We start from the raw sequence: 14,035 nt of genomic DNA, 5'->3' as shown, positions 1-14,035 counted from the left end.
CGTCGCCTTGGTGAGCCATTACCTCACCAACTAGCTGATAGGCCGCGGGCTCATCCTGCACCGCCGGAGCTTTCGACCCTCACAGATGCCCGTGAAGGTCAGTATCCGGTATTAGACCCCGTTTCCAGGGCTTGTCCCAGAGTGCAGGGCAGATTGCCCACGTGTTACTCACCCGTTCGCCACTAATCCCCACCGAAGTGGTTCATCGTTCGACTTGCATGTGTTAAGCACGCCGCCAGCGTTCGTCCTGAGCCAGGATCAAACTCTCCGTGAATGTTTTCCCGACTGTGTCCGATTAAAGACTGCGGGACGACACACACGAGAGCGGAACCACCGGAGGAATAATCCGATGGTTCACAGCGTCCTCGCTGTGTTTTCTTCAAAGGAACCTCGACCATCCGAAACCGGATGGACGGGGTATCAACATATCTGGCGTTGACTTTTGGCACGCTGTTGAGTTCTCAAGGAACGGACGCTTCCTTTGTACTCACCCTCTCGGGCTTTCCTCCGGGCTTCCCTTCGGTCTTGCGTTTCCGACTCTATCAGTGTTTTTCCGTCTCCCTGACCACCGTCCTGCAGACATGCAGGAAGTGACCCCGAGATAGGATCTGCCGAGTTGGATTGCTGCTGGGTGAGGATGCTGAGCGCACCGCTCATCCCCGAGCAGGAGTATGACTCTACACGGGGTCGCGGATCGCAGGCAAATCGATTAGCGTGGGTGGTCTAGACCTCTTGTCTAGACCACGGATCTGGACCTGTCCCCCGGAACCGGTACGTCTTCTGACATACCCTGCTGAACAGCACGCCGGAGACAGCCAGTGACGGCGCTCGTACAGATCTCCACTCATTGGGAGGCTTCCCATGACCACCGTGACGTCCCCGCTCGCAGGGCGGGCCATCGGACTGGCGTCCGTGCCCGATCCGGTCTTCTCCGGGGCCATGGTCGGCCCGGGGACGGCTGTCGACCCCGTGCGTGAGGCCTCCGAGGCCGTTTCCCCTGTCGACGGTGTGATCGTCTCTCTGCACCCGCACGCATTCGTCGTCGTCGACGCGAGCGGGCACGGCGTGCTCACCCACCTTGGTATCGACACCGTTCAGCTGAACGGCGAGGGCTTCGAACTGCTCGTCAACAAGGGTGACACCGTGACACGTGGTCAGAGCATCGTGCGCTGGAATCCGGCCGCCGTGGAGGCTGCCGGCAAGTCCCCGGTGTGCCCGGTGATCGCCCTGGAAGCCACGGCGGACGCCCTCTCCGAGCTTCGCGACAGCGGCGATGTGAAGGCCGGCGACAGTCTCTTCCTCTGGAAGTGACCCGGAGCCGTCCCGGACGGCCACCAGGACAACCAACGCGGCGGCTGGTCCCGCCGCACTAGCGGAGACGGGTGAGATGGAGACAACGCTGCGAGGCGTCGGTGTCAGCCACGGTGTGGCGATAGGCGAGGTCCGGCATATGGGGACGGCGGTGCTCGAGCCGCCGGCCAAGCAGATTCCCGTGGAGGAGGCGGAGCGCGAACAGGGTCGCGCCCGCCAGGCCGTGGAAGCGGTGGCAGCCGATCTGATGGCGCGCGGAAACCTTGCCGGGGGCGAGGCCCAGGCGGTGCTCGAAGCGCAGGCCATGATGGCCCAGGACCCCGAGCTGCTGGCCGACGTGGAGCGGCGGATCGCCGTCGGCAGCACAGCCGAGCGTGCGGTGTACGACGCGTTCGCCTCCTACCGCGAGCTGCTGGCGAACGCCGGCGAGTATCTGGCGGGCCGGGTGGCCGACCTCGACGACGTGCGGAACCGTATCGTCGCCCGGCTGCTCGGGGTGCCGATGCCCGGCGTACCGGACAGTGACCAGCCGTATGTCCTGGTCGCCCGTGATCTCGCTCCCGCCGACACGGCACTGCTCGACCCGACTCTGGTGCTCGGTTTTGTCACCGAGGAGGGCGGGCCCACCAGCCACAGCGCGATCCTGGCCCGCGCGCTCGGTGTCCCCGCCGTGGTCGCCCTGCCGGGTGCCGGTGAGATCGCCGAGGGCTCACTGATAGCGGTCGACGGCAGCACCGGAGAGATCTTCCTGAACCCGAGCGACGAGAAGAAGGCACGGCTCGAGGCCGCGGCGGCCGAGCGCAGGGCGGCACTGGCGTCGTCGACCGGCCCGGGTGCGACCGCCGACGGTCACAAGGTGCCGCTGCTGGCGAACATCGGCGGCCCGGCGGACGTGGCGGCAGCCGTCGAGGCGGGTGCGGAGGGCGTCGGTCTCTTCCGTACCGAGTTCCTGTTCCTGGATGACAGTGAGAACGCTCCTTCCGAGGAGAAGCAGGTCACGGCGTACCGGCAGGTTCTCGAGGCGTTCCCCGAGGGCCGGGTCGTCGTGCGGGTGCTGGACGCGGGCGCGGACAAGCCGCTGGACTTCCTCACCCCGGCGGACGAGCCGAATCCGGCGCTGGGCGTGCGCGGTCTGCGGACGCTGCTGGACCACCCCGCGGTACTGCACACCCAGTTGACGGCGCTGGCCAGGGCCGCGGAGGGGCTGCCCGTGCACCTCGAGGTCATGGCCCCGATGGTGGCGGACCGGGCCGATGCCAGGGCCTTCGCGGACGCGTGCCGGGAGGCGGGGCTACGGGCGAAGTTCGGCGCCATGGTCGAGATCCCGTCGGCCGCGCTGCGGGCGCGCTCGGTCCTGCAGGAGGTGGAGTTCCTTTCGCTGGGCACGAACGACCTCGCGCAGTACACGTTTGCCGCGGACCGTCAGGTGGGTGCGGTCTCCCGGCTGCAGGACCCCTGGCAGCCCGCGCTCCTCGATCTGGTGGCGCTGTCCGCCGAGGCGGCACGGGCCGAGGGCAAGAGCTGTGGTGTCTGTGGTGAGGCCGCTTCCGATCCACTGCTGGCCTGTGTGCTGACGGGTCTGGGTGTCACCTCTCTCTCCATGGGCGCGGCGTCTCTTCCGTATGTGCGGGCGTCCTTGGCGAAGTTCACGCTGGCGCAGTGCGAGCGGGCCGCGGCGGCCGCGCGGGCGGCGGACAGTGCCGAGGATGCCCGCGCCGCCGCTCAGGCGGTGCTGTCGGGCGAGTAGCCGGATCGCGATCGGCTTCCCGAGGGGCGTTCCACTCGAGGTGGAACGCCCCTCGGGCGTTGCGCGGCTCAGTGATCGTGGGCCCTGCTCGGGCCGCCCTCCTCTCCCAGGTCGGGTGGCTCGCAGTAGTCGACGTTGGACTCCGGAGCGATGAGGTCTCCGGATTCCGCGTCCGTGCAGTAGGCGTCGAAGACCTCTCCGGCGGTCAGGGGTTCGAGACCGTAGGCGCGCACGCGCCAGCCTTGGACGCGGTCCGGCGTGCCGGGTGTGCTGGTCCGCATGACGAGTCCGCCGGGGCTCGCGGTGGCGAGGCCGACGGCCAGGACGGTGGTGAACTCCAGGGCTTCGGACTTGTCAAGCTCCATGTGACCGGAGAGGTCGTCGGCGTGCAGGACGGCGACGAGCGTTTCGGGTGCTCCGGCGACGCTGCAGACGAGGTGCCGCTCGCCGGGTGGCGCCGTGTCGAGAATCCGCACGAGGAGGTGCGAGGCGCGGGTGAAGGCGGCGCGGCCCAGATCCTCGCCGCAGGAGACGCAGGCGCCGAGGCGGGCGAGGAGTGTGGTCGCGTACTCCCACGTCGCCTGGCGGACGGCCTCGTCGACGAGGGTGGGCAGGAGGTCGGCGAGCGGCCGGCCGTCGTAGGGGACCGTGGGCCCGGTGGAGGCGAGTTCGGCGGTGAACCGGTTGCGGCTGGTTCGGCTGTCGGGGTCGAGGCCCGTTCGCTCGCAGAAATCGGCGTAGTCCGCGGGGTCGAAGAGGGCCACGGTGGTGTGTCCGCCCTGGAGGGCGCGTGTCCTGAGGACGGCTTCCATCTGCTGGAGGTAGATGGTGTGGTCGTCGAAGACGAAGCTGCGGTAGCGCCGCATGGCGCGGAAGTCGTGTTCGTCGGTCAGCACGCCGATGGTGCCGGTGATTTCGCGGCGCAGGACGCGTCGCAGGGTTCGGTGATCGGTGGACGCCATGTCTCCCCCTCTGCACGGTCGATCAATGCTCACTCACAGTAATCGGAGGCACTGACAACGGGGGAGACGATGGCGTATCCGGAGGCGGCCGATGCGGGTTCAGGCGCGGGTGCGGCCGAGGTCCTCGTAGAAGGCGAGCAGGTCGAGGTTGTCGATGGAGCCGGGGTTGACCGCCTTGGCCAGGGGTGTGCCCTGGAGGAGGCGCTTGACCGGGACCTCGATGCGTTTGCCGGTGAGGGTGTGCGGAACGCCGGGCACCTCGATGATCTCGTCGGGGATGTGGCGCGGTGAGAGTTGTTCGCGGATGGTCCGCTTGATGCGGCTGCGCAGGTCCTCGTCCAGGGTGGCGCCGGGGGCCAGGTGGACGAAGAGGGGCATCCAGTAGCCGCCGTCGGGCTGCTCGACGCCGATGACGAGGGATTCCCTGATCTCCGGGAGGCGCTCCACGGCTTCGTAGATGTCGGCCGAGCCCATCCGGACGCCCTGGCGGTTGAGGGTGGAGTCGGAGCGGCCGTGAATGACGACCGAGCCCCTCGAGGTGATGGTGATCCAGTCGCCGTGCCGCCAGACACCGGGGTAGGTGTCGAAGTAGCTGTCGTGGTACCGGCTGCCATCGGGGTCGTTCCAGAAGCGGATCGGCATGGAGGGCATCGGGTTGGTGACGACGAGTTCGCCGACCTCGTCGGTCAGGGGCTTGCCGCTCGGGTCCCAGGACTGCAGGTCGGTGCCGAGACCGGGGGCCTGGAGCTCGCCGATATGGACGGGGAGGGTCGGTACGGCACCGGCGAAACAGGAGCACACGTCCGTGCCGCCGCTGACGGAGGCGATCCAGAGATCGTCGCGGACCTCGTCGTGCAGCCAGCGGAAGCCGTCGGGGGGCAGGGGGGAGCCGGTGGTCGCGACACACTTGACGGCGGAGAGGTCGAAGTCCCGCGAGGGGTGCACACCCGCCTTGCGGCAGGCCATGACGTACGCGGCGGAGGTGCCGTAGAGGGTGGCTCGGGTGCGCTCGGCGATCCGCCACTGGGCCCCCGTGTCGGGGTAGCCGGGGCTGCCGTCGTACAGGACGATCGTCGTTCCGGTGAGGAGGCCGGAGACGAGGAAGTTCCACATCATCCAGCCGGTCGACGTGTACCAGAAGAAGCGGTCCTCGGGACCCAGGTCGCAGTGGAGTCCGAGTTGCTTGAGGTGCTCGACGAGGATGCCGCCCTGGGACTGGACGATCGCCTTGGGCAGGCCGGTGGTGCCGGAGGAGTAGAGCACCCACAGGGGGTGGTCGAAGGGCACCTGCTCGAAGACCGGCTCGGTGTCCGCGGAGGTGAGGGCGGACCAGTCGAGTGCGCCGTCGGGTGCCTCGGTGCCGAGCAGGGGGATATGGACAACGGCGCGCAGGGTGGGCAGGTCAGCGCGCAGTTCGGCGACGACGTCGCGGCGGTCGTGTTCCTTGCCGCCGTAGCGGTAGCCGTCGACGGTGAACAGGACGACGGGTTCGACCTGCTGGAAGCGGTCGAGGACGCTGCGGGCTCCGAAGTCGGGGGCGCAGGAGGTCCACACGCCGCCCACGGCCGCCGTGGCGAGGAGGGCGACGACCGCCTGGGGGATGTTCGGCAGATAGCCGCTGACCCGGTCGCCGGGGCGTACGCCGAGGGAGCGCAGTTCGGCGGCGAGGGAGCCGACCTGGCGGCGCAGCTCGGCCCAGGTGACGGGGGTCGGATCGTGGGTCTCGTCCACGTACAGCAGGGCCGGTTCGTCCGCGCGGGACTCGGCCGCGCGCAGGGCGTGCTCGGCGTAGTTCAGCGTCGCTCCGGGGAACCACTGGGCGCCGGGCATCGAGCGGTCGCCCAGCACGCGCGTGTACGGCGTCGAGAAGCGGACGTCGAACCATTCCGTGACCGCTTGCCAAAAGGTGTCCAGTTCCTCCACCGACCAGCGGTGGAGCGCCGCGTAGCCGCCCTCGGCGGGGGCGTTGTGGTGGTCGGCGGCCCAGGTCTGGAACGCGGTGATCCGTGCCTGGGCGATCCGTTCCGGATCCGGCTGCCAGAGCGGCTGGGGGTTCACGGTGGACATGGGGCGGCTCCCGGGCTGTGCGCGTGGTGTGCGTCCTGCGCGCACGGGCTGGGGTGTGCGCGTGACGCGGCTGAGAGGGACGATGCCACGTGATCGACTTCTGCACCAGGGCACCCCCACTCGGTCCGTGTCGTGGAGATGTGGTCCGATCACGGATGAACGGGAGTTGAACGACACCCGCGCGGGGCGTGATCGATGACAGGGTGAGCAGCATGGACGGTCGTGACCTGGTGCGTTCGGTGAGGTCGGTCGGTTCGGCGGGGGCGGCTCAGGGGTTGCGTACCGTACGGGCGGCGTGGCGCAGGCGGTGGGCGGACGCCCGTGGGCTGCCGCCGCGGGGGCCGGTGCGGGCGCGGGTGCCCGGGTCCGTGCGGGCGGTGGAGTTCGGGCCCGGTGGAGGGCTGATCAGGTTCAGCCGCTCGGATCTGCGGATCTTCGTAGCGGTGAACGGGGCCGTTTTCTGGGGCTGGGACGGGACGGCTCCCGAACCGTCGTACGCGCTGGCCGGCCGCTGCCCCGATCCGGATCCACGTGCGGCGCTGGAGCCGGACAAGGACGGTGGCTGGCGTGTGGTGGCCGAGCGCATGACGGTGGTGGTGTCCCGGTACGGGGCGGTGGAGGTGCTCACTCCCGGCGGCGTGTCACTGCGGCGTGATCTGCCGCCGCGCTGGTGGGAACCGGTCGGTGGGGGAACCGCGCGGTGGTCGCAGCGGTCGGAGGTGCCGGCGGACGCCCGCTTCTTCGGTCTCGGAGGGCGCGCGACGGGCCCCCGGCTGCGGGACGGCGCGTACCGCTTGTGGAACACCGGTCCCGATCGTGTCCTCCGGCGCGGCGGCGACCCTGTGTCCGTCACGATGCCGGCGCAGATGGTGGTGGCCGACGCGGGCACTCATCTGGTGTTCCACGACAGTTCGTGGGACGGCTCGGTGACCCTCCGGGAGGGCGAGGAGGGAGCCGGTTCCGGGCACGACCGGGCCGGGACGAGTGAGCTGCGGATGGACGGTGGCCCGCTGCGCTGCTGGGTGATGGTCGGCACTCCCGCGCGGGTGCTGCTCGCCTGGGCGTCGCTCACCGGCGCTCCGGCACTGCCTCCCGCGTGGGCGCTCGGTCACCAGCACGCGTGGTGGGGTGGCGGTGGTGAGGAGGACCTGCGGAGAGTGGTCGATGGCCACCGCGAGCACCGGCTGCCGTTGGACGCCGTACACCTGGGCGCCGGCCACTTGGACTCCCGGCGGGTGTTCACCGTCGACCAGGAGCGGTTCCCGAAGCTGCCGGTCCTCGCGGACGAGCTGCGGCGCGAGGGGATCAGGCTGGTGTCGGTCGTCGGTCCCGCCGTCGGAGCGATACCCGGCAGCCCCGTGTACGACGACGGAGTGAACCGGGACGCCTTCGTGCGGGACGCCTCCGGGGATCTCGTGCGGGGAGTCTCCTGGTCCGGGGACGCCGTCTTTCCGGACTTCACGCACGCGCGCGTGCGCGCGTGGTGGGGCGCGTTGTACGCGGAGCGGCTGGCACAGGGGTTCGCCGGCTTTTGGCACACGCTGGACGAGCCGACCTCGTTCACGGCCTTCGGGGAGCCGACGCTGCCGCGGTCGGCCGGGCACGCGATGGAGGGGCGTGGCGGTGATCATCGCGAGGCGCACAATGTGTACGGGCTGTGCATGGCCTGGGCCGCGTACGAGGGACTGCGGACCCGGGAGCCCCAGGAGCGGCCGTTCGTGGTGACCCGCTCCGGGTGGGCCGGTGTGCAGCGCTACGCGGGGGTGTGGTCGGGCGAGGTGGGGGCGGGCTGGTCCGGGGTGCGGGCGTCGCTGGCGCTGGTGCTCGGTCTGGGGCTGTGCGGGATTCCCTACTCGGGCCCGGATGTCGGCGGCTTCGACGGGGCCCGGTCCCCGGAGCTGTACCTGCGACGGCTCCAGCTGGGGGCCTACCTGCCGTTGTTCCGCACGTGTACCGGTCCGCGTGCGGGCGGCGGGGAACCGTGGGAGCTCGGCGCGGAGGTTCTGGCGCACGCCCGCGCGGCGCTGGTGGAACGACGCCGGCTGTTTCCGTACTTCATGACCCTGGCGCACCTGGCCAGGCGCACCGGAGCACCTTATGTGCGGCCGTTGTGGTGGTCGGCGCCCGAGGAGCGCCTGCTGCGTGACTGTGAGGACGCGTTCCTGCTCGGCGACTGTCTGCTGGTGGCGCCGGTGCTCGGCCCGGGGGTGGACCGGCGGTCCGTCCCGTTGCCGCGCGGGAGGTGGTACGACACGGCGACGGGACAGGCGTACGAGGGGCCGGCCCGCGTCGTGGTCGACGCGCCCCTGGGCCGGATTCCGGTGTTCGCGCGCGGTGGCGCCGTCCTTCCGGTGCGGGGGGAGAACGGTGGTACGGAGCTCGAGGTGTGGGCCCCTGCCCGGGGGCGGACCGGGGGTGGGCTGGTCGTGCCGGATGCCGGCGACGAGTGGGAGGAGCCGGAGATCGAGCGGTACACGGTCCGGTGGTCGGGTGCGCGGATTCTCGTCGAGCGGGAGGGTGAGGACGGTGTCGGTGAGCCGCGCCGGCCGGTGCGTGTGCGTGGGCTGGGCCCGGGTGGGGGTCAGATGTAGCGGCCCTCGAACCACGCCCGTACGGCCATGGTGTGCAGGGGGAAGGCGAGTTCCTCCGGGCGGCGGAGAAGGTGCCGGCCCTCGGTCTCGTCGGTGGGGGCGGAGGGCGGCAGGTCCTGCGCGGAACGTTCCGGCAGGAGCCCGAACAGCAGCAGGTGTCCGTCGGGTGAGCTCATGGCGTCGGCGAGGCGGACGTCGCGGCTCGCCGCTTCGATGCCGGTCTCTTCCCGCAGTTCACGGACGACTGCCTGGCGCCAGTCCTCCCGGTGGTCGATGAAGCCGCCGGGCAGTGCCGTGCCGCCGCGCGCGGGGGCGATGGCGCGGGTGATGACGACCAGGGCGGTACCCCGCGTGTCGTACACGGGCTGGAGGGCCACCGCGACGGGAAGGGGGTTGCGGTAGGCCACGGCGCCGCAGGCCGGGCAGGTGCGGGGCCAGCCGGAGACGCCCTCCCCGTAGGGCGCACCGCAGCTCGAACAGTGGGAGTGCGGCACGGAGTTGGGGGACGGGGCAGGAGTTTCGGGCACGCGCGGGACTGTATCCGATCACGACGGGCGTGTCTCCGGCAGGTCGGTCATGGGCGGTGAGTGACCTGGGGACACCGGGAGCCGCGCGGCGGCCCGTACCCCGGCCGGCGGGAGTACGGGCCGTGTCCGCCCGTCTCCTCAGGTGGTGACGGCCCGTCGGTGCGAGGCCTGTGCCATGGCGTGCTGGACGACGCCGATGAGGACCTCCTTGACCGACTCACGGTCCCGCGCGTCGCATGTCAGCAGCGGTACGTGCGCGTCGAGGTCGAGGGCCCGGCGGATGTCCTGTTCCGGGTAACGGGCCGCGCCGTCGAAGCGGTTGACTCCGACGAGGAACGGTATGGAGCGCCGCTCGAAGTAGTCGATGGCGGCGAAGCAGTCCTGCAGACGCCGGGTGTCGGCGAGGACGACGGCTCCGAGGGCCCCCTCGGACAGTTCGTCCCACATGAACCAGAACCGCTCCTGGCCGGGTGTGCCGAAGAGGTACAGCACCAGGTCCTCGCGGAGCGTGATGCGGCCGAAGTCCATGGCCACGGTCGTGGTGTTCTTCGCCTCCACGCCACTGGTGTCGTCCACCGGGCGTCCGGCCTCGGTGAGGAGTTCCTCGGTGCGCAGCGGCCTGATCTCGCTGACCGCGCCGACGAGCGTGGTCTTCCCCACGCCGAAGCCGCCGGCCACAAGGATCTTGAGCGTGACGGGCTCGACCGGGGGCTTGCCGCGCTCAGAACGCCCGAAGATCATCGATCTCTTCTCCTGCTTGATGGGGTTCGGGCGGCGGGCCGTATCCCCCGCCGCCGGGGGTTTCGATGACGAGTACGTCGTCGGCGCCCAGGTCGGCCGTGTCGCTGCCGGCGAGCCGGGTGACCGTGCCATCGGCTCGTTCGACCCGGTTGGAGCCCAGGGCTCCGGGGGCTCCACCCGCCATGCCGTACGGCGCGATCCTGCGGTGCTGGGACAGCGTGGAGACGGTCATGGGTTCCAGGAAGCGCAGACGGCGCACGGCTCCGTCGCCGCCGGGCCACCGTCCGGAGCCTCCGCTGCCGCGGCGCACCGCGAACTCCTCGAGACGGACGGGCAGTCGCCATTCGAGGATCTCGGGATCGGTGAGCCGGGAGTTGGTCATGTGGGTCTGCACGACGGACGCGCCCGGGAAGCCGTCTCCGGCACCCGAACCGGAGGCCACGGTCTCGTAGTACTGGTGGCGTGCGTTGCCGAAGGTGACGTTGTTCATGGTGCCGGAGCCCTCCGCCTGGACGCCGAGGGCCGCGTAGAGGGCGCCGGTGACGGCCTGGGAGGTCTCCACGTTGCCCGCGACCACGGCGGCCGGCGGTTCGGGCGCCAGCAGGGAGCCGGGCGGGACGATGATCGTCAGCGGGCGCAGGCAGCCGTCGTTGAGCGGGATGTCGTCCGCGACCAGGGTGCGGAAGACGTACAGGACGGCCGCGTTGACGACCGAGAAGGGGGCGTTGAAGTTGGTGGACAGCTGTGCCGACGTACCGGTGAAGTCGATGGTCGCGGCCCGGTTCTCGCGGTCCACCCGGACGCGCACCCGGATGACGGCGCCGGAGTCCGTCTCGTAGGCGTACTCACCGTCGTCGAGGGCGTCGATGACGCGGCGCACCGCCTCCTCGGCGTTGTCCTGGACATGCTTCATATAGGCCTGGACGACATCGAGGCCGAAGTTCTCGATCATGTGACCGACCTCGTCGACCCCCTTGTGGTTGGCGGCGATCTGGGCGCGCAGATCGGCGAGGTTGGTCTCCGGGTTGCGGGAGGGGTGGGGGGCCTCGGTGAGGAGGCGGAAGGTCTCCTCCTCACGGAAGCGTCCGTGCTCGGTGAGCAGCCAGTTGTCGAAGAGGATGCCCTCCTCGTCGATGGTGCGGCTGTCGGCCGGCATGGAGCCGGGGGCGATGCCGCCGATCTCCGCGTGGTGGCCGCGTGAGGCGACATGGAAGAGGACCTTCTGTTCACTCTCCGTGTCGTCGTCGGCAGCGGCGCCGAAGACCGGGGTGATCACGGTGACGTCGGGCAGATGGGTGCCGCCGTGGTACGGATCGTTGACGGCGTAGGTGTCCCCGGGGCGCATGGACGGGCCGCGCCGCCGGATGACCTCTTTCACGCTGGTGCCCATCGAGCCCAGGTGGACGGGGATGTGCGGGGCGTTGGCCACCAGGTTTCCGTCGGGGTCGAAGAGGGCGCAGGAGAAGTCCAGGCGCTCCTTGATGTTGACGGACTGGGCGGTCGACTCGAGGCGGGCGCCCATCTGTTCGGCGATGGACATGAAGAGGTTGTTGAAGACCTCGAGCAGGACCGGGTCGGCCGCTGTGCCGACGTCGGAACTCTGCGTGACCACGGCGCGTTCCATGACCAGATGCCCGTCGTCCCTCACCGTGGCCCGCCAGCCGTCGTCGACGACGGTCGTCGCACCGGACTCGGCGATGATCGCCGGACCGGTGACGGTCTCGCCCGGCGGAAGGTCCTCGCGGCGGCACAGGGGTGCGTCGCGCCAGATTCCGCCGGTGTGGAGGCGGACCGTCCGGGAGGTGGCGGCGCCGTGTCCGGGGAGGGCTTCGGCGGGAGCGAGGGCGGAGAGATCGGGGGGTTCCGTGATGCCGGTGGCTTCGATGGAGAGGGCTTCGACGACGATGGGGCGGTCGAGCGTGAAGGAGTACGTGGCGCGATGACGTTCTTCGAAGGCGCGCCGCATCGTGCCGGGTTCGGTCAGCTCGACGGTGAGGGTGGTGTCGGTGCCGTCGTAGCGCAGCTGGGCGCGGCGGGTGACCTCGATCCGCTCGTCGGGGACGTCCTCGGCGAGGAGTTCGGCACGGGCCGCCGTCTCCAGGTCGTCGGCGATCTTGTGGACGCCGGGCATCGCGTCGGGTCGCAGGGGCGCTTCGACGGAGCGTTCCCGCATGGCCGTGGTGTCGGCGAGACCGATGCCGAGTGCGGACAGGACACCCGCCATGGGCGGGACGAGGACGGTGCGGATACCGAGGGAGTCGGCGACCATGCAGGCGTGCTGGCCGCCCGCGCCGCCGAAGGTGGTGAGCGCGTACCGGGTGATGTCGTGGCCCTTTTGGACGGAGATCCGCTTCACCGCGGCGGCGATGTTGGCGACGGCGATCTGCAGATAGCCCTCCGCGACCTGTTCGGGGGTGCGGTCGTCGCCGGTCCGTTCATGGATCTCGCGGGCGAGGGCGGTGAAGCGGTCCCGGACGACGGCGTCGTCGAGAGGCTCGCCGCCGTCCGGGCCGAACACGGCGGGGAAGTGGGCGGGCTGGATACGGCCGAGCATGACGTTGGCGTCGGTCACGGCGAGCGGGCCGCCGCGCCGGTAGCAGGCGGGGCCCGGTTCCGCGCCCGCCGAATCCGGTCCCACGCGGTAGCGGGATCCGTCGAAGTGGAGGATCGAGCCACCGCCGGCGGCGACGGTGTGGATGTCGAGCATGGGCGCGCGGAGCCGGACTCCGGCGATCTGTGTGGTGAAGACGCGTTCGTACTCACCCGCGAAGTGCGAGACGTCGGTGGAGGTGCCTCCCATGTCGAAACCGATGACGCGGTCGAATCCGGCGATCCGCGACATGCGAGCCATACCGACGATGCCGCCGGCCGGTCCGGAGAGGATGGCGTCCTTGCCGCGGAACTGACCGGCCTCGGTGAGACCACCGTTGGACTGCATGAACATCAGCCGTACGTTCTGGAGTTCGTCGGCGACATGGCGGACGTAGCGGCGCAGTACCGGCGAGAGGTAGGCGTCGACGACGGCCGTGTCGCCACGCGGGACGAGCTTCATCAGAGGGCTGACCTCACTGGACAGCGAGATCTGCGGAAAGCCGATACGGGCGGCCAGCTCCCCGATCCGCTGTTCGTGAGCGGGGTGCAGATGGCTGTGCAGGCAGACCACGGCGACGGACCGGATCCCGTCGTCGTACGCCTGTCGCAGCGGACCGGTCAGGGCGTCCAGGTCGGGGGGACGCAGCACGGTACCGTCGGCGGCGAGGCGTTCGTCCACCTCGACGACCCGTTCGTACAGCAGTTCGGGCAGGTCGATGCGGCGGGCGAAGATGCGGGGGCGGTTCTGGTAGGCGATGCGCAGGGCGTCGCGGAAGCCGCGGGTGATGACCAGCAGGGTTCGTTCGCCCTTGCGTTCGAGAAGGGCGTTGGTGGCGACCGTGGTCCCCATGCGTACGGCGTCGATCGGGGCGTCGGATCCGGCCAGCAGCGCGCGCACGCCGACGACCGCCGCGTCCGTGCCGAAGGCGGCCCCCCGGCTCGCGCCGGAACGGGAATGCTCCGGATCCGGCCGGTCTGACAGCACCTTGTGGGTGAGCAGCCGACCGTCGGGACGCCGCGCGACGATGTCGGTGAAGGTGCCGCCTCGGTCGACCCAGAACTGCCAGCCTGTCACGTCACTACCCCGCTTCCGCGCCGGTCACAGTGCCCGGAGGCCGCTGATCACATCGCGCAGAATACTCTCGTCCGGCAGCTCGGCCGGGGGTACCGGCCGGTTCACATGGACCAATTCACAGTCCACGAGGTCTCCGACGAGGACCCGGATCACTCCGATCGGCAGGTCGAGTTCGGCGGCGAGTTCGGCGACCGTCTGCGAGGTGTCGCGGCACAGCCCGACGATGTCCACGTGCTCCGGGGAAAGGGTGGGGTCATCCTCCGGGTCGTCCGCGTACGGCTCCGCGACGACCACCGCGATCAGGTCCAGGCGGTGCTGGGCCGCACTGGTGGTGCGGCCCCGCGTCATCGCGTACGGACGGACGACCGGTCCGGCTTCGTCGTCGAACCAGTGGCTTCTCCCCTGACCGTCAGCGCTCATGT

At 70.2% G+C, this 14,035-nt stretch carries 9 protein-coding genes and 1 rRNA gene; 3 read left to right on the top strand and 7 right to left on the bottom strand.

Annotated elements, in window-relative coordinates; genetic code table 11:
* Positions 1 to 274: ribosomal RNA gene (locus ACIF9R_RS02085) — 16S ribosomal RNA — on the bottom strand; the annotation flags it as partial.
* Positions 275 to 861: 587 nt separating this feature from the next.
* On the opposite strand from ACIF9R_RS02085, the gene ACIF9R_RS02080 reads away from it, so the two are divergent.
* Both ACIF9R_RS02080 and ptsP read left to right on the top strand, forming a co-directional pair.
* Positions 862 to 1,311 (top strand): PTS glucose transporter subunit IIA, encoded by a 450-nt coding sequence (locus ACIF9R_RS02080; RefSeq protein WP_399972980.1) that lies wholly within the window; start codon positions 862 to 864, stop codon positions 1,309 to 1,311.
* Between the two features lie 76 nt (positions 1,312 to 1,387).
* Entirely contained in the window at positions 1,388 to 3,058 is a 1,671-nt protein-coding gene (gene ptsP, locus ACIF9R_RS02075) for a phosphoenolpyruvate--protein phosphotransferase (protein ID WP_399972977.1), read from the top strand.
* Positions 3,059 to 3,126: 68 nt separating this feature from the next.
* Here ptsP and ACIF9R_RS02070 read toward each other — a convergent pair whose 3' ends face one another.
* The gene (locus ACIF9R_RS02070) at positions 3,127 to 4,020 is read right to left on the bottom strand and encodes a hypothetical protein (protein ID WP_399972974.1); all 894 of its coding nucleotides are present in this window, start codon (positions 4,018 to 4,020) and stop codon (positions 3,127 to 3,129) included.
* Positions 4,021 to 4,119: 99 nt separating this feature from the next.
* Complete coding sequence (locus ACIF9R_RS02065; protein WP_399972972.1) at positions 4,120 to 6,087, bottom strand: acetoacetate--CoA ligase; 1,968 nt, start codon at positions 6,085 to 6,087, stop codon at positions 4,120 to 4,122.
* Positions 6,088 to 6,299: 212 nt separating this feature from the next.
* Between ACIF9R_RS02065 and ACIF9R_RS02060 the strand changes: the two genes are divergently transcribed.
* Entirely contained in the window at positions 6,300 to 8,678 is a 2,379-nt protein-coding gene (locus tag ACIF9R_RS02060; protein WP_399972970.1) for a glycoside hydrolase family 31 protein, read from the top strand.
* Here ACIF9R_RS02060 and ACIF9R_RS02055 read toward each other — a convergent pair.
* From ACIF9R_RS02055 to ACIF9R_RS02040, 4 genes are all read right to left on the bottom strand, one after another.
* Positions 8,669 to 9,205, bottom strand: coding sequence for an NUDIX domain-containing protein (locus tag ACIF9R_RS02055; protein WP_399972968.1), 537 nt, complete (start codon positions 9,203 to 9,205; stop codon positions 8,669 to 8,671). The genes ACIF9R_RS02060 and ACIF9R_RS02055 overlap by 10 nt on opposite strands.
* Positions 9,206 to 9,343: 138 nt before the next feature.
* Positions 9,344 to 9,946 (bottom strand): GTP-binding protein, encoded by a 603-nt coding sequence (locus tag ACIF9R_RS02050; RefSeq protein WP_399972966.1) that lies wholly within the window; start codon positions 9,944 to 9,946, stop codon positions 9,344 to 9,346.
* Positions 9,927 to 13,613: a hydantoinase B/oxoprolinase family protein gene (locus ACIF9R_RS02045; RefSeq protein ID WP_399972963.1), complete on the bottom strand. Its 3,687-nt coding sequence runs from the start codon at positions 13,611 to 13,613 to the stop codon at positions 9,927 to 9,929. Before ACIF9R_RS02045 ends, ACIF9R_RS02050 begins: the two co-directional genes overlap by 20 nt.
* A 24-nt stretch (positions 13,614 to 13,637) precedes the next feature.
* Positions 13,638 to 14,033, bottom strand: coding sequence for a DUF742 domain-containing protein (locus tag ACIF9R_RS02040; protein WP_399972961.1), 396 nt, complete (start codon positions 14,031 to 14,033; stop codon positions 13,638 to 13,640).
* Positions 14,034 to 14,035 lie beyond the last annotated feature (2 nt).

The organism is Streptomyces sp. NPDC086080 (assembly GCF_044540255.1).
Lineage (GTDB): Bacteria > Actinomycetota > Actinomycetes > Streptomycetales > Streptomycetaceae > Streptomyces.
This window is presented reverse-complemented; position numbering and strand designations above follow the sequence as displayed.